Below are 23,301 nucleotides of genomic sequence, written 5' to 3' on the forward strand. Positions count from 1 at the left end.
AGGCTACCCATGAGCGACGCACAGACGCAAATCCCCGTAACCGTTCTCACCGGCTATCTCGGCGCGGGCAAGACGACGCTGCTCAACCGCATCCTGTCGGACAGCCACGGCAAGCGTTACGCCGTCATCGTCAACGAGTTCGGCGAGATCGGCATCGACAACGACCTGATCGTCGAATCCGACGAGGAAATCTACGAGATGAACAATGGCTGTGTCTGCTGCACGGTGCGCGGCGACCTGATCCGCGTCGTCGAAGGCCTGATGAAACGCCCGGGCCGCTTCGATGCCATCGTCGTCGAGACCACGGGCCTCGCCGACCCGGTGCCGGTGGCGCAGACCTTCTTCATGGACGACGACGTGCGCACCAAGACCAAGCTCGACGCGGTTGTGGCGCTGGTCGACGCCAAGCACCTGCCGCTGCGCCTGAAGGATTCCAAGGAAGCCGAGGACCAGATCGCGTTCGCCGACGTGGTGGTGCTGAACAAGACCGACCTCGTCACGCCCGATGAGCTTGAAAAGGTCGAAGCGACGATCCGCGCCATCAACCCGGCGGCAAAAATCCATCGCACCCATCGTTCCGGCGTGGCGCTTGACGAAGTGCTCGACCGCGGCGCCTTCGACCTGTCGCGGGCGCTGGAGAACGATCCGCATTTCCTCGACGCGCATGATCACGACCATGACCATCATCATGATCATGACGGTCATGATCATCACCATCACGACCATGCTTCCGACATCCATGACGTGACGGTGAAGTCGGTGTCGCTGCGCGGCGGCGAGATGGACCCCAAGAAATTCTTTCCCTGGATCGAGAAGGTGACCCAGATGGAAGGGCCGAACATCCTGCGGCTGAAGGGCATCATCGCGCTGAAGGGCGACGAGGACCGCTATGTGCTGCAGGGCGTGCACATGATCCTCGAAGGCGACCACCAGCGCGCCTGGAAGGATGGCGAAAAACACGAAAGCCGGCTGGTCTTCATCGGCCGCGATCTCGACGCCGAGCGGCTCAGGAAGAGTTTTGAGGCCTGCCAGGCGGCTTGATTTCCGCGCCTTCTTCCTTCTCCCCTTGTCGGAGAAGGTGAATCGGCGCGCAGCGCTGAGACGGTTGGGGGTGTTCCAGCGGAGTGAGACGCTGGCTTTCCCTGGAGCACCCCTCATCCGGCCGCTTCGCGGCCACCTTCTCCCACAAGGGGGGGAAGGGAAAGTCGCAATGCCGGCGCCCTTCCTTACCGCAATCCGAAGCGGGTTGAGGCCCTTAGCCCAACCGCTTATGGGAAGGGCAGGAATCTCAAATGGATTAAGTCCTCATGCCCACAGTCGCCCCGCTTGATCTCGAAGGCCATTGCGTTGCCGCCGTCTTCTTGAACGACGTGCCGCATTTCGCGCTCGCCGACGGCGCGATCCACCGGCTCGATAATGGGCACAAGACGGTTCAGGCCAATGACGGCCTGCTCGCCGCCTTCCATGACGCGGCGAACGACCGGCTGATCACCGGCGGCGAGGATGGCAAGGTGTTTGCCGTGAAGGCCGGCGGCGAGGTGAGCGAGCTGGCCAGCGCCGGCAAAAAGTGGATCACCAGCGTCACTGCCGGACCGCAGGGCGCGATCGCCTATGCTTCGGGCAAGACGGCCTTCGTGCGTTTCGCCGACGGCAAGATCAAGGAATTTAGCCATCCGCGCTCGGTGGAGGGGCTGGCCTTCTCGCCCAAGGGCATGCGTTTCGGCGTCGCCCGCTACAATGGCGCGACGCTGCATTTCCCGGCGGCCGAGGGCAAGCCGGTGGAGCTCGAATGGGCAGGCGCCCATACCGGCATCACCTTTTCACCGGACGGCGCCTTCCTCGTCACCACCATGCAGGAGAACGCGCTGCATGGCTGGAAGCTTGCCGACGGCAAGCAAATGCGCATGAGCGGCTATCCCGGCAAGGTGAAGAGCCTGTCCTGGAGCGTGAAGGGCAAGTGGCTGGCGAGCTCCGGCGCGCCGGCAGCGATCGTGTGGCCGTTCGCCAGCAAAGACGGGCCGATGGGCAAGGCGCCGCTGGAGCTCGGCACGCGCGGCAATACCATGGTGACCTGCGTCGCTTGCCATCCGAGCCAGGATGTCGTGGCCATCGGCTATGAGGACGGCATGGTGATCGCGGCGCGCTTCGCCGACGCCAAGGAAGTGCTGCTGCGCCGCCCCGGCAAGGGCGCCATCACGTCGATGATGTGGGACAAGGAAGAACGCCGCGTCGTGTTTGGCAGCGCCGCCGGCGATTGCGGCGTGATCGATATCACCGCGTAGCCAGTAGGGAATAGGCAGTAGGGCTTAGGGACGACCGCACCTACTGCCTACTGCCTACTGCCTACTGCCTACTGCCTACTGCCTACTGCCTACTGCCTTACTGCCTGAGGGGACTTCATGCATTCAATCGACCGGACTTCCATCGGCGGCATCGACGTCGCCCGCATCGCCGAATTGCGCGAGACGGAGGCGGCCGCTTTCCGCAAGGCGCGGCCGAAATCCGAGGCGAAGCTCGGCAACGGCATTGCCGGTTTCCTCGGCGGGGTGCCGATGCACTGGATGAGCGACTGGCCGACGCCGTTCCCGATCCTGGTCGACGGCGCCAAGGGCGCTACCATCACTGACATCGACGGCAATAGGCTCGACGATTTCTGCCTCGGCGATACCGGCTCGATGCTCGGCCATTCGCCGCCGGCGGTCGCCCGCGCGATCCGCCGGCAGGCCGCTCGGGGTCTGACTTATATGCTGCCAAGCGAGGATGCGCTGGCGATCGGCCCACTGCTTCAGCAGCGCTTCGGCCTGCCCTACTGGCAGATCGCCACCACCGCCACCGACGCCAACCGCTTTGCGCTGCGCGTCGCCCGCGCGGTGACCGGGCGCGAGAAGATCCTGGTCTTCAACGGCTGCTATCATGGCTCGGTCGACGAGACGATGGTGCGGCTGATCGACGGCAAACCGGTCAACCGGCCTGGGTTGGCCGGCGAATTCCGCGACCTGGCGCGAGCCACGAAGATTATCGAATTCAACGATGTTGCAGCCTTGGAAGCAGCACTTGCCGACCGCGACGTCGCCTGCGTCATCACCGAGCCGGTGCTGACCAATTCCTGCATGGTGCTGCCGGAACCCGGCTTCCACGACGCGCTGCGGCGCCTGACCCGCGCGGCCGGCACGCTGCTGCTGATCGACGAGACGCACACGATTTCGACCGGCCCGGGCGGCTATACGCGCAAGCACGGGCTGGAGCCGGACCTGTTCGTGCTCGGCAAGCCGGTGGCCGGCGGCGTGCCGGCGAGCATCTGGGGCATGAGCGAGGAGGTCGCCACGCGCTATGGCGCCTACAACCAGACCAAGGAGCCTGGCTATTCCGGCATGGGCACCACGCTGTCGGCGAACCCGCTGCAATTCGCGGCGATGCGCGCCACGCTGGAAGAGGTGATGACGGAGGCAGCCTACGCCCATATGGACCGGCTGGCGCGCCGCCTCGATGCGGGACTCTCCGCCGTCATTCAGCGAAACAAGCTGCCCTGGCATGTCGCGCGGGTCGGCGCCCGCGTCGAGTTCATCTGCGCGCCCGGACCGCTTGGGAACGGCGGCGAGGCGGAACAAGCGCATGCGCCGGAGCTCGAAGCCGCCATCCATGTCGCGCTGGTCAATCGCGGCGTGCTGATCGCGCCGTTCCACAACATGATGCTGATCTCACCGGCAACGACTTCGGCGCAAGTGAGCCGACTGATCGCCGCCTTCGCCGCGGTTGCGGGCAAGCTTGCGGCGTGAGAAAAGCGGCGATGGACAATCTGAACGCCGCTACCACCTCTCCTTCCGGCTCGACTCCCGCCGAGGCGAAGGCGTTTCTCGACGCGCATCCTGAGATCGAGGCGTTCGACATCGTGCTCACCGACGCCAACGGCATCGGCCGCGGCAAGATCGTGCGCCGGCACGAGCTGATGGGCATTTTCGAGAACGGCCGGCATCTGCCGATCTCGATCCTCGGCCTCGACATCACCGGCGAGGATGTGCACGAAACCGGACTGGTGTGGGACACCGGCGACGGCGATCTCAGGGCATGGCCGATCCCCGGCACGCTGGTCCCGCTCTTCGGCACCAACCCGCCGCGCGGCCAGGTGCTGATGTCGATGCACCATCTCGACGGCCAGCCGATGACCTCCGACCCGCGGCTAGTGCTGGCAAGGCAGGTGGAACTGCTGGCGGCACGCGGCCTGCATCCGGCCGGCGCCTTCGAGCTTGAGTTTTTCCTGCTGTCCAATGAGCGCGACGCGGATGGCAAGGTTCAGCCTGCCCGCGCGGTGCTCGACGGCCGCCGCTCGGCCAAGACCGAGGTCTATTCGGTCGACCATCTGCATGGCATGGAGCCGCTGTTTTCCGACATCTACGCAGCCGCGAGGGCGCAAGGCATTCCAGCCGAGACGGTGATTTCCGAATACGCGCCGGGCCAGTACGAACTGACGCTCAACTACCGCAGGGACGTGATGAGGGCGGCCGATGATCTCGTCATGCTGAAGCGGCTGGTGCGGGCGCAGGCGCGGCGGCACGGCGTCACCGCCTGCTTCATGGCCAAACCCATCGAGGCCTATGCCGGATCGGGCATGCATTTCCATGTCTCGCTGCAAGACGATGGCGGCCGCAACGTCTTCACCGAGGCAGCCGGCGAGAAATGGTCGCTAAGCCTGCTCAACGCGCTTGGCGGCCTCATCCACACCATGGCGGAATCCATGCTGGTGTTTGCGCCGCACGCCAATTCATGGCGCCGCTTCGTCTCGCAATCCTATGCCCCCGTGGCGCCCAGTTGGGGCGTCAACAATCGCTCGGTGGCGCTGCGCGTGCCGGCGGGCGACGCCAGGAATCGCCGCATCGAGCACCGGCCATCGGGCGTCGACGCGAATCCGTACCTTGTCGCCGCAACGGTGCTGGCCGGCATCGTCAAGGGCCTGGACGAGGGTCTGGACCCAGGCCTCGAGACCACCGGGAACGGCTATGAACAGGCAACGGAGAAATCGACCATGCCCGCCGACTGGCGCGCCGCAATCGAGGCGGCCAGAGGCTCCGATTTCCTGAAGTCGGCGCTCGGCCCCGACCTGCACAGAACCTTCGTGGCGATCAAGCAGGCGGAATATCTGCGCGTTGCGCGGACCGTCAGCGAGCTGGACTATCATCTTTATCTGCATGAGGTTTGAGCACAGGGCCTGACAGGCGCGGCAATCATGTTTTGCCGACGGCAGGAGATGCCGAAGAAGTATTGGCGGAACCTTCCCGTGGCCTCGCTCATTCCAGATTTGATAGCAGGAGCAGACAGAGCCGCGTCAGAGATGATCGACCGGATGCCAACCACCCCAGTACCGCGCCATGCCAAGGTGAAGGCCAAGCATTGGCCGACGCCCGAGCCGGCCGATGTGGTGGCGCCTGAAGCCGAAGATATTCCGGAGTTGCGCGAAGAGGCGAAGGGCTGCCGCCGCTGCCCGCTTTGGCATGACGCAACGCAGACCGTGTTCGGCGAAGGACCGGAAAGCGCGGACGTGGTCTTCGTCGGCGAACAGCCAGGCGATCAGGAGGATCTGGCCGGCAAACCATTTGTCGGCCCGGCCGGCAGAATATTCGACAGCATCCTGGACGACGCCGAAATCGATCGCCGCAAGGTCTATGTGACCAATGCGGTCAAACACTTCAAATTCGAGCCGCGCGGCAAGCGGCGCATCCATTCCAAGCCCAATGCGGGCGAAATCCAGGCCTGCCGCTGGTGGCTGGACAAGGAGCTCGACCTCGTCAAGCCGAACCTCGTGGTGGCGCTCGGCGCGACGGCGGCGCAGTCGCTGCTCGGCAAGGCCGTGCCGATCACCAAGATGCGCGGCGATGTGATCGAGCGCGAGGATGGCTTGCGCGTGTTTGTGACCATCCACCCCTCCTTCATCCTGCGCATCCGCGATCGTGAGGACAAGGAGGCGGAGAGGGACCGGTTTTTGCATGATATGCGGAAGGTGAAAGGGCTGATGGCTGCTTGATCGTTCTACGCACCCGAGGGACCGGTGGGCGTGCGCTTTTGAACGGCTCTGCGGCGTTGGAGATTAGCCGAAGCGCCTATCGCTTCGTCATCCACGGGCGGAGCAAGGAGCGAAGCGACGCGCGCAGACCCGAGGATCCATTCCGTGACTTCGATGCGCCGCAACGGTTCAGAATTCAGCTCCGCTGCATTCCTTGCCCGACGTCACGGAATGGATTCCAGGGTCTTCGCGACGGAGCTTCGCTCCTGCTTCGCCCTGGAATGACGGCTTTGCCGCTAGCGGATAAGAATTGCCCTTAAATCATTCACATTCGTGCCGGTCGGCCCCGGGACGAACAAATCTCCGACCGCATTGAAGGCCGTCCAGGCATTGTTGCCGGCGAGCATCGCCTTGGCGTCGACGCCTGCCGCGCGCATGCGCGCCACGGTCGAGCCGTCGGCGAAGGCGCCGGCATTGTTCTCCGAGCCGTCGATGCCGTCGGTGTCGGCGGCCAGAGCGTGGATGCCGTTCACGCCGTCGATGCCGATGGCGAAAGCGAGCAGGAATTCGGAATTGCGGCCGCCCTTGCCCTTGGCGCGCAATGTCACCGTCGTCTCGCCGCCGGACAGGATCAGCACCGGCTTTGCGAACGGGCGATTGCGCGTCGCCACCTCGCGGGCGATCGCGGCGTGCACGCCACCGACCTCACGCGCTTCGCCTTCGATGGCATCCGAAAGGATGACAGCCTCGATGCCTTGCCGCTTCGCTTCGGCGGCAGCGGCTTCCAGAGAGACGCCGGCCGAGGCGGTCAGGTGCACTTCGTTGCCGCCGAAGCGTGGATCGTCGGGGCGCGGCGCGTCCGCGGCCGGAGACTGGATATGCGCCATGACCGAGGCCGGCAGCTTCATGCCGTAGGCGGCGATCGAGGCCAGCGCATCCGCGCGGCTGCCGGTGTCGGGAACGGTCGGTCCCGATGCGACCAGCGCCGGATTGTCGCCCGGGATATCGGAAACGACCAGCGACACCACCCTCGCAGGATGGGCAGCGGCGGCCAGGCGTCCGCCCTTGATGGTCGAGACATGCTTGCGGATGGTGTTCATCGCCGCGATTGGCGCGCCGGAGGCAAGCAGCGCCTCGTTGACGGCGATCTCGTCGGCAAGCGTCAGCCCCGGAGCCGGCGACGGCAGCAGGGCCGAGCCGCCGCCGGAAATCAGCGCCACGACCAGGTCGTCCGAAGTCAGCCCACGCACTTTCTCCAGCAGCCGGCGCGACGCCTCGAGACCGGCGGCATCCGGCACCGGGTGCGCCGCTTCGATGATCTCGATGCGCTCGCATCTGGCGCCATAGCCGTAGCGGGTGACGACTAGTCCATCGATCGGGCCATCCCAGACCTTCTCAAAAGCGGCGGCCATCTGCGCCGAGCCCTTTCCCGCGCCGATGACTACGGTGCGGCCCTTCGGCTTCGCCGGCAAATGATTGCGGATCGTCTTTTCCGGATCGGCGGCGGCGACGGCGGCGTCGAAGATCGAGGTGAGAAAGCTTTTCGGGTCGGTCATTTTTCTTCCGGCGGCAGCACGAGCCCGCTCGCATCGATGCCAAGATGCGCGCAGAGCGCATCGACCACGACGCCATGATCCTCGCGCTCGGGCAGGCCCGAGACGGCGATGACGCCGATGACGCCGGCACCCTTGACGGTGACCGGAAAGCCGCCGCCGGCGAGCACATAATCGGCAATGTCGAGCGCTTCGCCGATTTTGAACGTGCGGTCCGGACGCTGCTGCTCCAGCACCAGGCGATAGGTGCTTCTGAGATAGCGCCTTACGACATTGATCTTGCGCCGCGCCCAATCGGGATTTGACGCGTTGGAGCCGGGCATCGCGGCATAAAAGAGCGGCCGGTCGAAGGTCCTGATGTCGACGATAATAGGCAGGTCTTCCTTCAGAGCCCTGTCCCTGATGGCAGAGCCGATCTTGAAGGCGACGGCCTCGTCGAAGGCCGGGAAGACCAGCGTGGCTTCCTGTTTCTTGATCAGAGCGATGTCGTCGGCGGTGGCCATGTCTCTTTCTCCGAAAATCGACACCGTCGTTTGTACGACAAGCTCTGTCTGGTCAAGCACTCGTCGCGGGCGCGCCAGGGTCGACCCCCACTCCGTCGAGCTTCGTTCGACACCTCTCCCCCGATCGACGGGGGAGAGGAAAGGCGCGAAGCGATTCAAGCTGGCGCCTTTCCAGTTGGCCCCTTTCCTCTCCCTCCGGAGGGGGGAGAGGTGGCGCCGCGAAGCGGCGACGGAATGGGGGAACCACTTGGCAACCAGGCGCAGTCATCATCTTGCCCTACTCGAAGATCTACCCCATTGTCGGGACTTATCCGGCCACAATCGCGCTCTTCGCCGGCCGGCCTGCCACATAGACCTCGCGCACGGCACGATCGTCGCCCAGCGTCTGCAGCAGGAAGAGCTCTTCCGCCAGCGTCTCCACAGTCTCCATCCTGAGCCGCATGCCCGGCGTGGCATGAGCATCGAGCACGACGATGTCGGCATCGGTGCCTTCGTCCAGCGTGCCGACCCTGTCGGCCACCGACAGCGCCTCGGCATTGCCGAGCGTCAGCTGCCAGAAGGACTGGAACGGGTTGAGCTTCTCGCCGTTCAGCGCGATCACCTTGTAACCCTCATCCATGGTGCGCAGCATCGAATAGTTGGTGCCGCCGCCGACATCTGTGGCGGCGGCGATGCGAAGCGGCTTCTCGCGCCGGCGGTAACGCTGATAGTCGAACAGGCCGGAGCCGAGGAAGAGATTGGAGGTCGGGCAGAACACCGCGGCCGAGCCCGATTGCGACAGCGCGTCCGCCTCGCGTTCCGACAAATGGATGCAATGGCCGAACAGGCTTTTTTTGCCAAGCAGGCCGTAATGCTCATAGACGTCGGTGTAGTCGCGCGACCAGGGGTAAAGCTCCTGGGTGAAAGCGATCTCGGCGTGGTTTTCCGACAGATGCGTCTGCATGTGGAGATCGGGATGCTCACGGCAGAGCACGCCGGCCATCTCCATCTGCTCGGGCGTAGAGGTGATGGCGAAGCGCGGCGTGATGGCATAGAGCTGGCGGCCCTTGCCGTGCCATTCGGCGATCAGCGCCTTGGTATCGTCATAGCCTGTCTGCGCCGTGTCGAGCACGCCGTCCGGCGCGTTGCGGTCCATCATCACCTTGCCGGCAATGTTCAGCATGTTGCGCTCATGCGACTCGGCGAAGAAGGCTTCAGCCGAAGACTTGTGCACCGAGCAATAAGCGACGACGGTCGTCGTGCCCTGGCGCAGCATCTCGTCGAGGAAGACCCTGGCGATGCGGCGGCCGTGCTGCGCGTTCTGGAATTTCGACTCTTCGGGAAAGGTGTATTTGTTCAGCCAGTCGAGCAGCTCGGCGCCGTAGGAGGCGATGATCTGCATCTGCGGCACATGAACGTGCGCATCGAGGAAACCCGGCAGGATCAGATGCGGGCGATGGTCGATCGTCTCGACGCCGGCGCCCGCCTTCTTCAAGACCTCGGCATAGGAGCCGGCTGCGGCGATCCTGCCGTTGTCGACTAGCAGCCCGCCGTCTTCCTCGTAGCGCCAGGCGGAATGGTCGTCGATCGTTTCGGGCCAACGCAGGAAGGAGAGTGTGCGGCCGCGCAGAATTTTCGCTGTCATGCTTACTTTCCGGCGCCTTCGAACCAGGCGACCAGAAGGGCCCGTTCCTGGTCGGTTATCTGGGTGACGTTGGCGGGCGGCATGGCATGCGCCCGGCCGGCCTGGATGTAGATCTCGCGCGCATGCTCGGCGATGCGCTCATCGGTGTCGAGCAGCACGCCCTTCGGCGCATGGTAGATGCCTTCATAGACGGGCTCTTGCGTGTGGCACATCGAGCAGCGGCCCAGCACGGTGTCGCGCACGGCCGGGAAATGCGCCGAGGCGATGTAGACCTGCGCGGCGGCGGATGCGGCGGAGATCTTTGGCTCGCCGGTCAGCACCTTCGGCACGGTCGACAGCCAGATGATGATCATGAACAGCACGGCAGCGCCCAGCCAGGTCCAGGTCGGGTTGCCCTTCCTTGCATGCACGGTGTTGAAATAGTGCCGGATCAAAACGCCGATGATGAAGACCAGCGAAGCGATGACCCAGTTGAACTCGGTGCCGAAGGCCAGCGGGTAATGGTTCGATAGCATCAGGAACAGGACCGGCAAAGTCAGGTAGTTGTTGTGCAGCGAACGCTGCTTGGCGATCTTGCCGTATTTCGGGTCGGGCTTGCGGCCGGCGATCAGGTCGGCGACGACGATCTTCTGGTTGGGGATGATGACCATGAAGACATTGGCCGACATGATGGTCGCGGTGATGGCGCCAAGATGCAGGAAGGCGGCGCGGCCTGTGAAAAGATGCGTCAGCCCCCAGGCGATGAACACCAGCACGCAATAGAGCACCAGCATCAGCCCGGTGTCGCTCTTGCCGAGCGGCGAGCGGCAGAGCAGGTCGTAGACAATCCAGCCGACGCCGATGGTGGCCAGCGACAAGAGGATGCCGACCGGCACCGAGATGTTGAGCACGTTGGGATCGATCAGGAAGAGATCGGCGCCGGCATAATAGACCACGCAGAGCATGGCGAAGCCCGACAGCCAGGTGGCGTAGGATTCCCATTTGAACCAGGTGAGGTGCTCCGGCATCTCGGCCGGCGCCACCAGATATTTCTGGATGTGGTAGAAGCCGCCGCCATGCACCTGCCACTCCTCGCCGAAGGCTCCGGCGGGCAGGCCGGGCCGCTGGCGCAGGCCGAGGTCGAGCGCGACGAAATAGAAGGACGAGCCGATCCAGGCGATGCCGGTGATGACGTGCAGCCAGCGGACCGCGAAACTCAGCCAGTCCCAGAAAATCGCGAAATCCATCATTGCACTCGTCCCTGCCGATGAGAGCGACTTTACGGTCTGGCGCGCAAACGAAAAGAGGCGAGGTGCGCGATGACTTTCAAAAAAAAATGGAAAATACTAGGGTTGCCCCGCTCAGCCTTTTGAGAGCCACACATGGCCTATCTCGACAACATCGCTGTCTTCGTCCGCGTCGTCGAGCTCGGCAATTTGTCGGCGGCGGGGCGCGACATGCGCATTTCGCCGGCGGTCGCCTCCAACCGCATCAAGGAGCTTGAGAAGCATCTTGGGGTGCGGCTGTTCAACCGTACGACAAGACAGTTGATGCCGACCGAGCATGGCACGGTATTCTACACCGGCGCCAAGCAGGTGCTGGACGCGATCACCGAGGCGGAAGCGGCGGTCGCGGCGCTCTCCGGCCAGCCGCGCGGGACCATCAGGGTTACGGCGCCGCTCGGCCTCGGCCGGAGGCTGATCGCGTCAGGCATTCCGGACTTCCACGACAGATATCCCGATATCGAGGTGCGGCTTCGGCTTTCCGACCACAATGTCGATATCATGAAAGAAGGCATCGACGTCGCCTTCCGGCTCGGCATCATCGAGGATTCGAGCCTCAGGATGCGCGGCATCATGGAATGCGAGCGCGTGCTGGTGGCGGCGCCGAAATACCTGGAAGCGCGCGGCGAGCCGACCGAGGCGCAGGAGCTGATCGGTAAAAAGCACGACTGCCTGATGCTGCGCTATGCCGGCGCGCGCGAATATGTCTGGACGCTGCAGACGCCGAACGGACCTCAGAAATTCGAGGTGCACGGTCCCTATGACACCGACGACGGCGACGTTCTGACCGGCTGGGCACTATCGGGGCGCGGCATCATCAACAAGCCGCGTTTCGAGGTCGAGCCGTTCATCCGCGACCGGCGGCTGAAGGTGATCCTGCCCCAGGCGCCGCCGACGCCGGTGCAGTTCGCCGCCGTCTATCCGCACAAGAAGCTGCAGGATCCGAAGGTGCGGCTGCTGCTCGATTTCATGGCCGAGCGCTGCCAGCGGCTGATCAAGGACCTCCTGGCCGGGAAGTAACGGCCGGTGGCGTCACCATTCCGGACGGAAGGCTACGGCGAAAGGCGCCGAACCTAACTGCGGCGCATTTTGTCTAGAATTGCTTCAGATCAGTCCATTAGCCTGGCCGTTCCGGACACCCTGATCGAGCTGCCGGGGGCCGGTGGAATATCGGCATGAAGGCGCGAGCGCATACCCATATCCTCGCCTTGGACGATGTCGATGGCGCCGCCATGCGGCCAGCCGAGATCACGCAGATAGCCGGCAAAGGCAGCGGTCGCAGCGCCCGTCGCCGGGTCCTCGTAGACGCCGCCGGACGCGAAGGGATTGCGCGTGTGAAAGAGGCGTGGCGTCTCGGCATGGGCGAGAAGGATGGTGACCAGGCCTTCGCGCCGCATGAAGGACTGGCCTTGCTTCAAGTCATAGGCCATGGCCGCCAACGCCTGGCGCGACTTCAGCGCCAGCACGAGATGATCGGCGCCGCCATGGATGAGCGCCGGCGGAATGGCGGGATCGAGATCGCCCGGCTCATAGCCAAGCAAGGCGAGCGCTTCGCCGACCAGTTCCGAGGATGCGGCCTTGCTGCGCGTCGGTGGCGACTGCAAGGCGGCGGCAAAGTTGGCGCCATCGCGAAAGCCTTCGACGGTGATGTCCGCCTGGTTGAGGGTCAGCCTGAAGATGCCGTCGCCGAACTTTCCGACCAGCGCCGCGCCGAGCGCGATCGTGGCATGGCCGCAGAACGGCACTTCCGACTCCGGCGAAAAGTAGCGCACGCGCCAGCCGCTGCCTTCGGGCGCCGCGAAGGCGGTTTCCGAGAAGCCGACTTCCGCCGCGACACGCTGCATGTCGGCGACGTCGGGCAGTGTCTCGCCAATCACCACGCCGGCGGGATTGCCGCCGGTGTTCCCGTCCGAAAATGCGGCGATCTTCAATATGTCCATGTTCCTGACCCCGTTATCCGTGAGGCGCAACAAACACGTTTCGCGCCACTTTGGGAAATGAGGAAAGCAGCAAGCAGCGGTGAGCGCCAGTCACACCTGCAATCGGGGATGGTGCCCCTCGATCCAACGCGGAACGAAATTCTGGTCATCGCCGTTCTGACGATTGGCGGTCGTTCGGGCCGCCTTCAGCTTTCATCATGCGACGCAGCGGGACAGGAGCCGACCATGGACGCCATCGTCACCAAGAACGACCTCAAATCCGATGCCAAGAAGGAATCGATCGATCTGCTCAACGCCAGGCTTGCCGACGCCATCGACCTGGCGCTGATCACCAAGCAGGCGCATTGGAACGTCAAGGGCCCGCAATTCATCGCCATCCACGAGATGCTGGACGAATTCCGCGAGGAGATCGACGGCCATGTCGACATCATCGCCGAGCGCGCCGTGCAGCTCGGCGGCACCGCGCACGGCACCTCGCAGGAAGTGTCGAAGGCGACGAGGCTAAAACCTTATCCGACCGACATCCACAAGACCAAGGATCATCTGGCGGCGTTGATCGACCGCTATGCCACGGCCGCCAAGCTGACCCGCGAAGCGATCGACGAGGCCGACGACGCCGGCGATCGCGATACGGCGGACATCTTCACCGCCTATTCGCGCTCGCTCGACAAATTGCTGTGGTTCCTCGAGGCGCACACGCAGGAAAAGGAATAGCCAGAGGCTTCCCGGCTTTCACAACATGGCCGGCAGGAGTTACTCGCCATCGTCTTTTCGGGCGCGGCCGAAGCAGCCGGCTGGGCGCCGTGCGACACCAGCGCCGTCATGATCTCTGCGGCGGCGAGCGCTGCAATCACCGATGGGCGCTTGTCCTTCACCGCATTGCCGCCGATCGGCGAGACGAGCCGAGCGAACTGCGCTTCGCTGCCCTCGGCGGATTTCAGGAACCAGTTCCTGAAGGTCGCCTTCTTGGTCTTCGAGCCGATCATGCCGACATAGGCGCTGTCGTCGCGCTTCAGCGCCTCGGCGACGATCAGGAAATCCAGCGCATGATCATGGGTCAGGATCGCGAACGCCGATCCCGCCGGCGCCTCGCGCACCACGGCTTCGGGCAACGATGTCAGCCGCGTCTCCACCGTTTCCGGTATGCCTTCCAGCGCCTCAGCGCGGGTCTCGACGACGAACACATGGATCGGCAGCAACGCCAGCGACGCGGCCAGCGCCTGGCCGACATGGCCGCCGCCGAAGAGATAGACATGCGGCAGACGCACCTCTTCCGATTCAGCCTTGGCGATCAGTTGCTGCTCCAGCGAGGCATCGACGAGCCGGATCGACACCTCGACCCGGCCGCCGCAGCATTGGCCGATTTCCGGCCCGAGCGGGACGTCAAGCGTTGCGCAGACCTCATCGACCTCGGTTCGGGCTTCACCGGCCGGAGATCGCGACCGCTGCCCTGCATTCAATACCTGCCGCGCCTTGTCGATCGCCATGTATTCGAGCTGACCGCCGCCGATGGTGCCGAAAATCGACGATGCCGAGACAAGCATGAAGGCACCGGCTTCGCGCGGCGTCGAACCCTTCGTCGCCGCCACCTCCACCAATGCAGCCCGGCCGACCCGGCCGAGGAATTCCTTCAGCTGTTGCGCCTTCGAGTTCATCGTCTGCATTTCCACTTGGGAAATATAGGGTTTTTCGGCCCGAATTGCACGCTTTAGGCCGGCTTCGCGGCTTCCCGCTTCAACCTCTCGATCGCCATCAGCACCCGTTCGGGCGTCGCCGGCGCGTCGAGGCGCGGACAGATCTTGTGATCCGCGACGCTGGCCACCGCGTCCGACAGCGCATGCAGCACCGACATGCCGTGCGGCAGCGGCGGCTCGCCCACCGCCTTTGAGCGATGGATGGTCGGCTCATAGGCCGAGGACCAGTCGGTCAGCTTGACGTTGAAGATCTTCGGACGGTCGGACGCGAGCGGAATCTTGTAAGTCGACGGCGCATGCGTACGCAGCCGGCCGCTGTCGTCCCACCACAGCTCCTCCGTCGTCAGCCAGCCCATGCCCTGGATGAAACCGCCCTCGACCTGGCCGAGGTCGATAGCCCGGTTCAGCGAACGGCCGGCGTCATGCAGGATATCGGTGCGCTCGACGACGTATTCGCCGGTCAGCGTGTCGACCGAGACTTCCGAGCAGGCCGCGCCATAGGCGTAATAGTAGAAGGCATGGCCGCGGCCCTTGCTGCGGTCCCAATGGATCTTCGGCGTCTTGTAGAAACCGGCCGCCGAGAGCTGGATGCGATTGATATAGGCCTGCTTGACCAGATCGTTGAAGGCCACTTCCTGGTTGCCGATGCGCACCCGGTTGGGCAGGAACACGACCTGATCGTGCGGCACCTGATACTTGTCGGCGGCGAAATCGGTCAGCCGCTTGCGGATCTGGCGGGCGGCATCCTGCGCCGCCATGCCGTTGAGGTCGGCGCCGGACGACGCGGCCGTCGGCGAGGTGTTCGGCACCTTGGCGGTGGTGGTGGCGGTGATCTTCACCCGATCGAGGTCGATCTGGAATTCTTCCGCCACAACCTGCGCCACCTTGAGGTGCAAGCCTTGCCCCATCTCGGTACCGCCATGGTTCATATGCACCGAGCCGTCAGCATAGACATGCACCAGCGCGCCGGCCTGGTTGGCCTCGGTCTTGGTGAAGGAGATGCCGAACTTGACCGGCGTCAGCGCCAGGCCGCGCTTGATGAAGCGGCTGTTGTTGTTGAAGGCGCTGATCTCGCGGCGTCGCCGCGCATAGTCCGCGCTCTCCTCCAGCTCGGCCACGATGCGCTGGATGATGCAGTCCTCGACCTTCTGGTGGTACGGCGTGACGCTGCGTTCGCCGATCGCCTCCATCGGATCGTAGAAATTCAATTTGCGGATTTCGAGCGAATCCTTGCCGACGGCGAAGGCAACCTCGTCGATGACGCGCTCCGCGCCGACCATGCCCTGTGGGCCGCCGAAGCCGCGAAAGGCGGTGTTGGAGACGGTGTTGGTGTAGAGCGGCGCCGACTTCGCATGCACCGCAGGATAGAAATAGGCGTTGTCGCAGTGGAACAGCGCGCGGTCGCCGACCGGACCGGAGAGGTCGGCGGAGAACCCGCAGCGCAACGCATAGGTGAAGTCGACGCCCAGGATATTACCCTCGTCGTCGAAGCCGACCTCGTAGTCGATGGCGAAGTCGTGCCGCTTGCCGGTGGCGGTCATGTCCTCGTCGCGGTCGAGCCGGATTTTCACCGCGCGCTTCAGCTTCTTGGCGGCGATGGCCGCGATGGCCGCGCACTGGTTGGCCTGCGTCTCCTTGCCGCCGAAGCCACCGCCCATGCGGCGCACTTCGACTGTCACCGCATGGCTCGGCACGCCGAGCGCATGGGCAACCAGATGCTGCGTCTCGCTCGGACCCTGCGTCGAGCAATAGACGACGACCTCGTCGTCCTCGCCGGGGATCGCCAGCGAGACCTGGCCTTCGAGATAGAAATGATCCTGGCCGCCGAGCCACATGCGGTTCTTGATGCGGCGCGGAGCGGCGGCAATCGCCGCGGCGGCATCGCCGCGCTTCAGGATCAACGGCGTGGTGACCTGCTTGTCGTTGACCGGGTCGAGGTTCCAGATGTCGATGACGGCCGGAAGCTCGTCATACTCGATTTTTGCGAAACGCGCCGCGCGGCGCGCTCCCTCGCGCGTCTCGGCAACCACGGCGAAGATCGGCTGGCCGTAAAACTCAATCTTGCCCTCGGCGAGCACCGGATCATCATGCATGTTGCTCGGCGAAACATCGTTCTCGCCGGGCACGTCGGCATAGGTCAGGACATCGACCACGCCCGGCGCCGAACGCACGGCCGACAGGTCGACGCTTTTCAGCGTGCCGTGCGCGATCTTGGAGAGGCCGAGGCCAATATGCAGCGTGCCGGCAGGCTCCGGCATGTCGTCGATATAGACGGCGGCGCCGCTGACATGCTTGTGCGCGGAATCGTGCCGCGGGTCGGTGGCGACACCGCCTGCGATCTTTTCCGCCTTGAGATTGGGAGTGGCGTGCTTGTTCATCAGGCGGCCTCGTTGCGCGAGACCTGGAACGGCGCTTTCGTTCCGGTCGTCTCGATATAGAAGCGCAGCAGAAGGTTTTTTGCCGCCAGCGCCCGGTATTCGGCGGTCGCGCGCATGTCGGTCAGCGGCGTGAAGTCGCTGGCGTATTGCGCCATCGCGGCCTCCACTGTCGCTTCACTCCAGGTTTTGCCAATAAGCGCCTTTTCGACTGCCGCGGCGCGCTTCGGCGTCGCCGCCATGCCGCCATAGGCGATGCGGATGTCGGCTACCGCGCCATCCTTGGCCAAGGTCAGGTTGAATGCCCCGAGCGTCGCGGTGATATCCTCGTCGCGGCGCTTGGTAACTTTGTAGACGGCAAACTTCGTGTCCTTTGCCGGCACCGGCACATGCACGGATTCGACGAATTCGCCGGGCTGACGGTCCTGCTTGCCATAGGCGATGAAGAAGGTTTCGAGCGGTATGGTGCGGCGGGCCTCGCCCTTGCGCAGCGTGAGCTGCGCGCCGAGCGCGATCAATGGCGGCGGCATGTCGCCGATCGGCGAGCCGTTGGCGATGTTGCCGCCGATGGTGCCCATGTTGCGCACCTGCTCGCCGCCGATGCGGTCGACCAGCGGCCCCAATGCCGGGACACGCTTCGACAGCGTCTCGAAGGCTTCGGTGTAGGTCACGCCGGCGCCGATGGTGATGACGCCGTCTTTTTCCGAGGTCGTACGCAAGCCCTCGAGGCCGCCGATGAAGATTGCCGGCGAGATGTCGCGCATATGCTTGGTGACCCACAGGCCGACATCGGTCGAGCCGGCGACGATGGTGGCGCCCGGTTCCTCCTCGAGCAAGGCTGCGAAATCGTCGACGCTGGCCGGCACGATCAGCCGCGCCTTGCCCGACCCGATCTCGACCCTGGCGCCATCGCGCAGTGCCTTCAGCCGCGCGGTGATGTCGTCGCGCTCCACGGCCAGCGGATCCTTAGCCGCCCTGCCGTAGCTCGAAATGGCGTGCGCGGCGCGCATGATCGCCTCATAGCCGGTGCAGCGGCACAGATTGCCCTGCAGAGCCTTTTCGATCGCCGCGTTGGACGGGTCGGGCGTCTTCATCCACAGTCCGTAGAGCGACATAATGAAGCCCGGCGTGCAGAAGCCGCATTGCGAGCCGTGGAAATCGACCATCGCCTGCTGCACCGGATGCAGTTTTTCACCGTCGCCGCGCAGATGCTCCACGGTGACGACATGGGTGCCGTCGAGCGAGCCCACGAAGCGGATGCAGGCATTGACGCTTTCATAGACGAGACCTTCGGTGGAGAGCTTGCCGACCAGCACCGTGCAGGCGCCGCAATCGCCCTCGGCGCAGCCTTCCTTGGTGCCGCGCAGCGAGCGGTTGAGCCGCAGCCAGTCGAGCAAGGTCGCATCGGGCGCGACGTCTTTCAGCGCCACGTCGCTGCCGTTCAGGATGAAGCGTATTTCGTTGCGGGTCTCAGCCATGTCTCAGCTCCCCCGATAGGTCGAGTAGCCGTAAGGCGAAATCAAGAGCGGGACGTGGTAGTGTCGTGCTTCCGCCATGCCGAAGCGGATCGGCACGATGTCGAGGAAAGCAGGTTGCGGCAGGTCGATCCCCTGGCCGCGCAGATAGTCGCCGGCGGCGAAGACCAGCTCATATTCGCCGGTGCGGAAATCGGCGCCGGCAAGCAGCGGCGCGTCGCAGCGCCCGTCATCGTTGGTGGCGACGGTCTTGAGATGCGTGCGGTTCCCGCCCTTGATGCGGAAAAGCCCGATCGACAGACCCTTTGCAGGCCTGCCGGCCGCGGTGTCGAGCACATGGGTCGTCAGGCGCCCGCCATCGGCTTTCGACGTCTCTGCCACTGGCCGCCTCCCATCCCGGTTCAGTTTCAGGTCAATTGTGCGCCAATTAAAGGCTATGCATAAGCCCCGGTCGAGCGGAGCGTGGCAAAAAGCACTTTCAAAAATTTTCGGGGGAATGCATGCGCACTCCTTTCGATATCTTCATCTCGACCATCGGGCAGGAGCGGCAATGCGTTACGATCGGGACATGCGCGGTTACGGGGCAAATCCGCCGGATCCGAAATGGCCCGGCGGCGCGCATGTCGCGGTGCAGTTCGTCGTCAACTATGAAGAGGGCGGCGAGAACTGCGTGCTGCATGGCGACAAGGCCTCGGAAGCGTTCCTGTCCGAAATCGTCGGCGCGGCGCCCTGGGTTGGCCAACGCCATTGGAACATGGAATCGATCTATGAATACGGCGCGCGGGCCGGCTTCTGGCGGCTCCACCGGCTGTTCACCGAAGCGCAGGTGCCGGTGACCTGCTATGGCGTCGCCACGGCGCTGGCGCGCTCGCCCGATCAGGTCGCGGCGATGCAGGAGGCCGGCTGGGAAATCGCCTCGCACGGGCTGAAATGGATCGACTATCGCGACCACTCGGCCGAGGACGAGCGGCGCGATCTCGAAGAGACGATCAAGCTGCACTACGAGGTGACCGGCGCGCGGCCGACCGGCTGGTACACCGGCCGCACTTCGGTCAACACGGTACGGCTCGTCGCCGAGGAAGGCGGCTTCGACTACGTCTCCGATACTTATGACGACGAGCTGCCCTACTGGTTCGACCGCGACGGGCTGCAGAAGCCGCAGCTCATCATCCCCTACACGCTCGACGCCAACGACATGCGCTTCGCGACGCCGCAGGGCTTCAACTCCGGCGACCAGTTCTTCGCCTATCTGAAGGACAGTTTCGATACGCTCTATGCCGAGGGCAAGGCGGGCAGGCCGCGCATGATGAATATCGGCCTGCATTGCCGGCTGGTCGGCCGTCCCGGACGGGTCGCGGCGCTGAAGCGCTTCGTCGACTATGTGAAATCGCATCACAAGGTGTGGCTGACACGGCGCATCGACATTGCCAAACACTGGCGCGAGACGCACCCCTACGAGGCACCGGCGCTGCGGCCGTCGCGGATGGGGTTCGAGGAATTCGTGCATGCCTTCGGCGGCGTGTTCGAGCATTCGCCTTGGATCGCCGAGCGCGCCTACGAACTGGAACTCGGGCCCACGCATGACAGCGCCGGCGGCCTGCACAATGCGCTCTGCCGCGTCTTCCGCGCGGCGAGCGAGGCCGAACGGCTTTCCGTCCTCAACGCCCATCCGGACCTCGCCGGCAAGCTGGCGGCGGCCAAGCGGCTGACGCCGGAATCGGCCAAGGAACAGGCCTCCGCCGGGCTCGACGCGTTGACCGACAAGGAGCGCGAGCTGTTTTCGAAACTCAACGCCGCCTATGTCACCACCTTCGGCTTCCCTTTCATCATCGCGGTCAAAGGCAAGACCAAGGACGAAATCCTGGCGGAGTTCGAGGCGCGGATCGGCAACAGCCGCGGCGCCGAGCTCGAAACCGCCTGCAAACAGGTCGAACGCATCGCGCTGCTTCGCCTGAAAGACATGCTCCCACTCTAATGTTTGTTTTTCACGCAATTCCGTATGGAAGGCCACGGCGAAGCCGCCAACCTAACCGCTTCATACTTTTCCTGGAATTGCTCTGAGGGCCAGGACCGATGGATATGATCAAGACTGCCGAGCGAACCTATTATGCCCCGCATGGCGGCCATCCCGGCCAGAACGAGCTTCTGACCGGCCGCGCCGTCTTCACCGAGGCCTACGCGGTCATCCCCAGAGGCGTGATGCAGGACATCGTCACCAGTCCGCTGCCGTTCTGGGACGAGACGCGGGCCTGGATTATCGCAAGGCCGCTCTCGGGCTTCGCCGAGACGTTTTCGCAATATATCGTCGAGGTCCTGCCGGGCGGCGGCAGCGACCGGCCCGAACTGGACGCTGGCGCCGAGGGTGTGCTGTTCGTCGTCGAGGGCGAGCTCACCGTTTCGCTTGCCGGCAAAAAACATGTACTTGCCCCCGGCGGCTTTGCCTTCCTGCCGCCGTCGAGCGGCTGGACGGTGCGCAACGAGAGCGGCAGCGCCGTTCGCTTCCACTGGATTCGCAAGGCCTATGAGGCGGTCGACGGCCTCGACGCGCCGGAAGCCTTCTTCTCCAGCGATCAGGACGTTGCGCCGAGCCCGATGCCGGGCACCGAAGGGCGCTGGGCAACGACCCGCTTCGTCGACCCGGCCGACATGCGCCACGACATGCATGTCACCATCGTGACGCTGAAGCCGGGTGCGGTCATCCCCTTCGCCGAAACCCATGTCATGGAGCACGGGCTCTATGTGCTCGAAGGCAAGGCGGTCTACCGCCTCAACCAGGACTGGGTCGAGGTCGAGGCCGGCGATTTCATGTGGCTGCGCGCCTTCTGCCCGCAGGCCTGCTATGCCGGCGGCCCCGGCAATTTCCGCTACCTGCTCTACAAGGACGTCAACCGCCACGCCAGGCTTGGCGGCTATCTTGGGGGCAAGGCGCGGTGAGTCGTATCGTCGCCCAGCCGCTGACCCGCGAGAACTTCGCGCCGTTCGGCGACGTCATCGACATGGGCGGCGACAACCGCTACCCGATCAACGGCGGCAAGGCGATGCGCTATCACGACCTCGCCACGGCGGAAGCCGCGGGGCCGAATGCGCGCGTGCTGATCTCCATGGTGCGCGGCACGCCCTATGAGATGCCGCTGAAGCTCACCATGGTCGAGCGCCATCCACTCGGCAGCCAGGCCTTCATCCCGCTGTCGCCGCGGCCGTTCCTGGTGGTCGTCTGCCATGACACGAAGGACGGCCCGGGTGAGCCGCATGCCTTTCTCGCCGGCCCCGGACAAGGCATCAACTATCGCCGCAATCTCTGGCACGGCGTGCTGACGCCGATCGGCGAGGAGCAGGATTTTATTATCGTCGACCGCGGCGGCGACGGCTCCAATCTCGAAGAGTTCTATTTCTCGCATCCTTACGAGATCCACCTTCCCTGAAAGCTCGCGATTCCCATGACCGACATTTCGCTGATCGACCGTCTGCTCGATGTCGTCGAGCACGATATCGTGCCGAAGACGGCGCAAGGCGTCGCCCATGGCAACAAGCTGTTCGGCGCCGCGATCCTGCGGAAAGACAACCGCTCGCTGGTGCTGGCCGAGACCAACAACGAGATGGAAAATCCGCTCTGGCATGGCGAGGTGCACTGCCTGAAGCGCTTCTACGAGATGCCCAAGGCCGAGCGCGTCGACACCAAGGATGCGCTGTTCGTCGCCACGCACGAGCCCTGCTCGCTCTGCCTGTCGGCGATCACCTGGACCGGTTTCGACAATTTCTACTATCTCTTCAGCCATGAGGATTCGCGCGACAGTTTTGCCATCCCGCACGATCTCAGGATTCTGAAGGAGGTCTTCACCCTTGACCCCGGCGGCTACAATGCCGAGAACGCCTATTGGAAAAGCTTTTCCATACGCAGGCTGGTCAGGGCTTTGCCCGACGCTGAGCGCAAGCGGCTGGAGGCTCGGATCGGCAGGATTTCGGCGCGCTATGACGAGCTGTCGGAGGCCTATCAGGCAAGCAAGGCCGACAACGACATTCCGCTGAACTGAGCAATTTTCAAATCTTGATTTGCCACCTTTATGGTGGCATATTGAAGTATGGAGAAGCGCAGACCGACTTACGATCTTGGTGCGATCAAGACGACGTTTGGGTCTGCCGATACGCTGGCAATCACAATATCAGCGCTGCGCGATGCCATTGGTCTCGGCTTCGATCGCACGAGTGTCGTCGAGGTGATTGGCACCATGACACCAAAGATGTTCGTAAAATCGATGACAACGTTCGCGGATCATCGGGTCTGGCAAGATGTTTACCATGTCCCAGCGCGCGACCTGATCCTCTATGTGAAATTCCAGGCGGATGTCGTGACTGAATTCACGGTTGTGGCATTCAAGGAGAAATAGCCATGGCAAAAAAAGAGATGCCTGAAACGATGACCTCCCCGGAAACAGGAGAGACGCTGACGCGCGGGGTTCGTCCATTCGCCGTGACCTACAAGGGCGAGAGCATGACGGTCGACCTGCCCGGCTATTATCCAGCTTCGGATGGTGAGAGCGTGCATGTCGGGGATGACATGATTGCTGTCGATGCGGCGCTCCGCCTTCTCAAAGAGAAGACGGATGGTGTTCCTGCCCCGGCCACAATCCGGCGTATGCGCACCAAACTAAAGCTATCGCAGCGTGAAGCCGGGTCTCTGTTCAAGGTCGGCGAGAATGCCTTCGACAAATATGAAAGAGGCCTCATCGAGCCGAGCGGCCCGACCATTCAGCTGATGACGTTGCTGGAAAAGCACCCCGAATTGGTGGATGAATTGCGCTAACGACCCAGGTCGCATTTTTTGATGCTCCAGTCGCGAATGGCGATTGCAAGTCGGCGCACCGCGTAGCGTTATGCGCCCC

At 64.0% G+C, this 23,301-nt stretch carries 22 protein-coding genes; 13 read left to right on the plus strand and 9 right to left on the minus strand.

Going from position 1 to position 23,301, the window contains the following annotated elements:
- Nucleotides 1-9: 9 nt before the first annotated feature.
- From CK219_RS25590 to CK219_RS25610, 5 genes are all read left to right on the plus strand, one after another.
- Nucleotides 10-1,041 carry a GTP-binding protein gene (locus tag CK219_RS25590; protein ID WP_095769393.1) on the plus strand — a complete coding sequence of 344 codons (1,032 nt, stop codon included), beginning with the start codon at nucleotides 10-12 and terminating at the stop codon, nucleotides 1,039-1,041.
- 266 nt (nucleotides 1,042-1,307) lie between these two features.
- Entirely contained in the window at nucleotides 1,308-2,282 is a 975-nt protein-coding gene (locus tag CK219_RS25595; RefSeq protein WP_095769394.1) for a WD40 repeat domain-containing protein, read from the plus strand.
- A 117-nt stretch (nucleotides 2,283-2,399) separates the two neighbouring features.
- Nucleotides 2,400-3,776: an aspartate aminotransferase family protein gene (locus CK219_RS25600; protein ID WP_095769395.1), complete on the plus strand. Its 1,377-nt coding sequence runs from the start codon at nucleotides 2,400-2,402 to the stop codon at nucleotides 3,774-3,776.
- 11 nt (nucleotides 3,777-3,787) lie between these two features.
- On the plus strand, nucleotides 3,788-5,194 hold the full coding sequence (locus CK219_RS25605; protein WP_095769396.1) for a glutamine synthetase family protein: 1,407 nt from the start codon (nucleotides 3,788-3,790) through the stop codon (nucleotides 5,192-5,194).
- 48 nt (nucleotides 5,195-5,242) lie between these two features.
- Complete coding sequence (locus tag CK219_RS25610; RefSeq protein WP_176477145.1) at nucleotides 5,243-6,016, plus strand: UdgX family uracil-DNA binding protein; 774 nt, start codon at nucleotides 5,243-5,245, stop codon at nucleotides 6,014-6,016.
- Between the two features lie 275 nt (nucleotides 6,017-6,291).
- Here the strand turns inward: CK219_RS25610 and CK219_RS25615 are convergent, their stop codons facing one another.
- The 4 genes from CK219_RS25615 to CK219_RS25635 form a co-directional block, all read right to left on the minus strand.
- Nucleotides 6,292-7,551: a glycerate kinase gene (locus CK219_RS25615; protein WP_095769398.1), complete on the minus strand. Its 1,260-nt coding sequence runs from the start codon at nucleotides 7,549-7,551 to the stop codon at nucleotides 6,292-6,294.
- On the minus strand, nucleotides 7,548-8,051 hold the full coding sequence (locus tag CK219_RS25620) for a heme-degrading domain-containing protein (protein WP_095769399.1): 504 nt from the start codon (nucleotides 8,049-8,051) through the stop codon (nucleotides 7,548-7,550). Before CK219_RS25620 ends, CK219_RS25615 begins: the two co-directional genes overlap by 4 nt.
- 307 nt (nucleotides 8,052-8,358) lie before the next feature.
- Nucleotides 8,359-9,675 carry a guanine deaminase gene (guaD, locus tag CK219_RS25630; RefSeq protein ID WP_095769400.1) on the minus strand — a complete coding sequence of 439 codons (1,317 nt, stop codon included), beginning with the start codon at nucleotides 9,673-9,675 and terminating at the stop codon, nucleotides 8,359-8,361.
- 2 nt (nucleotides 9,676-9,677) lie between these two features.
- Nucleotides 9,678-10,904, minus strand: a complete 1,227-nt coding sequence (locus CK219_RS25635) for a urate hydroxylase PuuD (RefSeq protein WP_095769401.1) — start codon at nucleotides 10,902-10,904, stop codon at nucleotides 9,678-9,680.
- Between the two features lie 132 nt (nucleotides 10,905-11,036).
- On the opposite strand from CK219_RS25635, the gene CK219_RS25640 reads away from it, so the two are divergent.
- Nucleotides 11,037-11,957, plus strand: a complete 921-nt coding sequence (locus CK219_RS25640; RefSeq protein ID WP_095769402.1) for a LysR family transcriptional regulator — start codon at nucleotides 11,037-11,039, stop codon at nucleotides 11,955-11,957.
- Between the two features lie 89 nt (nucleotides 11,958-12,046).
- Here CK219_RS25640 and CK219_RS25645 read toward each other — a convergent pair whose 3' ends face one another.
- Nucleotides 12,047-12,877, minus strand: coding sequence for a PhzF family phenazine biosynthesis protein (locus tag CK219_RS25645; protein ID WP_095769403.1), 831 nt, complete (start codon nucleotides 12,875-12,877; stop codon nucleotides 12,047-12,049).
- A gap of 225 nt (nucleotides 12,878-13,102) precedes the next feature.
- On the opposite strand from CK219_RS25645, the gene dps reads away from it, so the two are divergent.
- On the plus strand, nucleotides 13,103-13,591 hold the full coding sequence (dps, locus tag CK219_RS25650; RefSeq protein WP_095769425.1) for a DNA starvation/stationary phase protection protein Dps: 489 nt from the start codon (nucleotides 13,103-13,105) through the stop codon (nucleotides 13,589-13,591).
- Here the strand turns inward: dps and xdhC are convergent.
- From xdhC to uraH, 4 genes are read right to left on the minus strand one after another with little or no spacing between them, the layout of a single operon-like run.
- Nucleotides 13,528-14,532, minus strand: a complete 1,005-nt coding sequence (gene xdhC / locus CK219_RS25655; RefSeq protein ID WP_095769426.1) for a xanthine dehydrogenase accessory protein XdhC — start codon at nucleotides 14,530-14,532, stop codon at nucleotides 13,528-13,530. The two genes, dps and xdhC, sit on opposite strands and share 64 nt — an antisense overlap.
- Before the next feature lie 53 nt (nucleotides 14,533-14,585).
- Entirely contained in the window at nucleotides 14,586-16,949 is a 2,364-nt protein-coding gene (gene xdhB, locus CK219_RS25660) for a xanthine dehydrogenase molybdopterin binding subunit (protein ID WP_095769404.1), read from the minus strand.
- Complete coding sequence (gene xdhA / locus CK219_RS25665; RefSeq protein ID WP_095769405.1) at nucleotides 16,949-18,424, minus strand: xanthine dehydrogenase small subunit; 1,476 nt, start codon at nucleotides 18,422-18,424, stop codon at nucleotides 16,949-16,951. The genes xdhB and xdhA overlap by 1 nt, the downstream gene beginning before the upstream one ends.
- 3 nt (nucleotides 18,425-18,427) lie before the next feature.
- Nucleotides 18,428-18,802, minus strand: coding sequence for a hydroxyisourate hydrolase (uraH, locus tag CK219_RS25670; RefSeq protein ID WP_095769406.1), 375 nt, complete (start codon nucleotides 18,800-18,802; stop codon nucleotides 18,428-18,430).
- Nucleotides 18,803-18,971: 169 nt separating this feature from the next.
- Between uraH and puuE the strand changes: the two genes are divergently transcribed.
- The 6 genes from puuE to CK219_RS25700 all read left to right on the plus strand — a co-directional run bounded on the left by puuE (nucleotide 18,972) and on the right by CK219_RS25700 (nucleotide 23,222).
- A complete protein-coding gene (gene puuE / locus CK219_RS25675; RefSeq protein WP_095769407.1) occupies nucleotides 18,972-20,396 on the plus strand; it encodes an allantoinase PuuE in 1,425 nt (474 codons plus the stop codon).
- A 98-nt stretch (nucleotides 20,397-20,494) separates the two neighbouring features.
- Nucleotides 20,495-21,355, plus strand: coding sequence for a bifunctional allantoicase/(S)-ureidoglycine aminohydrolase (locus CK219_RS25680; protein WP_095769408.1), 861 nt, complete (start codon nucleotides 20,495-20,497; stop codon nucleotides 21,353-21,355).
- Nucleotides 21,352-21,843 carry an ureidoglycolate lyase gene (locus tag CK219_RS25685; RefSeq protein ID WP_095769409.1) on the plus strand — a complete coding sequence of 164 codons (492 nt, stop codon included), beginning with the start codon at nucleotides 21,352-21,354 and terminating at the stop codon, nucleotides 21,841-21,843. Before CK219_RS25680 ends, CK219_RS25685 begins: the two co-directional genes overlap by 4 nt.
- A gap of 15 nt (nucleotides 21,844-21,858) precedes the next feature.
- Nucleotides 21,859-22,452, plus strand: a complete 594-nt coding sequence (locus CK219_RS25690; RefSeq protein WP_095769410.1) for a nucleoside deaminase — start codon at nucleotides 21,859-21,861, stop codon at nucleotides 22,450-22,452.
- Between the two features lie 48 nt (nucleotides 22,453-22,500).
- Nucleotides 22,501-22,806 (plus strand): type II toxin-antitoxin system MqsR family toxin, encoded by a 306-nt coding sequence (locus CK219_RS25695; protein ID WP_095769411.1) that lies wholly within the window; start codon nucleotides 22,501-22,503, stop codon nucleotides 22,804-22,806.
- Nucleotides 22,807-22,808: 2 nt separating this feature from the next.
- The gene (locus CK219_RS25700; RefSeq protein WP_095769412.1) at nucleotides 22,809-23,222 is read left to right on the plus strand and encodes a type II toxin-antitoxin system MqsA family antitoxin; all 414 of its coding nucleotides are present in this window, start codon (nucleotides 22,809-22,811) and stop codon (nucleotides 23,220-23,222) included.
- Nucleotides 23,223-23,301: the final 79 nt, after the last annotated feature.

This window comes from Mesorhizobium sp. WSM4313, from assembly GCF_002294725.1.
GTDB lineage: Bacteria > Pseudomonadota > Alphaproteobacteria > Rhizobiales > Rhizobiaceae > Mesorhizobium.

Excerpts from the sequence above, each read along its gene's own strand:
- CK219_RS25590 (WP_095769393.1), top strand. The coding sequence starts at position 10 with ATGAGCGACGCACAGACGCAAATCCCCGTAACCGTTCTCACCGGCTAT.
- CK219_RS25595 (WP_095769394.1), top strand. The coding sequence starts at position 1,308 with ATGCCCACAGTCGCCCCGCTTGATCTCGAAGGCCATTGCGTTGCCGCC.
- CK219_RS25600 (WP_095769395.1), top strand. The coding sequence starts at position 2,400 with ATGCATTCAATCGACCGGACTTCCATCGGCGGCATCGACGTCGCCCGC.
- CK219_RS25605 (WP_095769396.1), top strand. The coding sequence starts at position 3,788 with ATGGACAATCTGAACGCCGCTACCACCTCTCCTTCCGGCTCGACTCCC.
- CK219_RS25610 (WP_176477145.1), top strand. The coding sequence starts at position 5,243 with ATGCCGAAGAAGTATTGGCGGAACCTTCCCGTGGCCTCGCTCATTCCA.
- CK219_RS25615 (WP_095769398.1), bottom strand. The coding sequence starts at position 7,551 with ATGACCGACCCGAAAAGCTTTCTCACCTCGATCTTCGACGCCGCCGTC.
- CK219_RS25620 (WP_095769399.1), bottom strand. The coding sequence starts at position 8,051 with ATGGCCACCGCCGACGACATCGCTCTGATCAAGAAACAGGAAGCCACG.
- guaD (WP_095769400.1), bottom strand. The coding sequence starts at position 9,675 with ATGACAGCGAAAATTCTGCGCGGCCGCACACTCTCCTTCCTGCGTTGG.
- CK219_RS25635 (WP_095769401.1), bottom strand. The coding sequence starts at position 10,904 with ATGATGGATTTCGCGATTTTCTGGGACTGGCTGAGTTTCGCGGTCCGC.
- CK219_RS25640 (WP_095769402.1), top strand. The coding sequence starts at position 11,037 with ATGGCCTATCTCGACAACATCGCTGTCTTCGTCCGCGTCGTCGAGCTC.
- CK219_RS25645 (WP_095769403.1), bottom strand. The coding sequence starts at position 12,877 with ATGGACATATTGAAGATCGCCGCATTTTCGGACGGGAACACCGGCGGC.
- dps (WP_095769425.1), top strand. The coding sequence starts at position 13,103 with ATGGACGCCATCGTCACCAAGAACGACCTCAAATCCGATGCCAAGAAG.
- xdhC (WP_095769426.1), bottom strand. The coding sequence starts at position 14,532 with ATGAACTCGAAGGCGCAACAGCTGAAGGAATTCCTCGGCCGGGTCGGC.
- xdhB (WP_095769404.1), bottom strand. The coding sequence starts at position 16,949 with ATGAACAAGCACGCCACTCCCAATCTCAAGGCGGAAAAGATCGCAGGC.
- xdhA (WP_095769405.1), bottom strand. The coding sequence starts at position 18,424 with ATGGCTGAGACCCGCAACGAAATACGCTTCATCCTGAACGGCAGCGAC.
- puuE (WP_095769407.1), top strand. The coding sequence starts at position 18,972 with ATGCGTTACGATCGGGACATGCGCGGTTACGGGGCAAATCCGCCGGAT.
- CK219_RS25680 (WP_095769408.1), top strand. The coding sequence starts at position 20,495 with ATGGATATGATCAAGACTGCCGAGCGAACCTATTATGCCCCGCATGGC.
- CK219_RS25690 (WP_095769410.1), top strand. The coding sequence starts at position 21,859 with ATGACCGACATTTCGCTGATCGACCGTCTGCTCGATGTCGTCGAGCAC.
- CK219_RS25695 (WP_095769411.1), top strand. The coding sequence starts at position 22,501 with ATGGAGAAGCGCAGACCGACTTACGATCTTGGTGCGATCAAGACGACG.
- CK219_RS25700 (WP_095769412.1), top strand. The coding sequence starts at position 22,809 with ATGGCAAAAAAAGAGATGCCTGAAACGATGACCTCCCCGGAAACAGGA.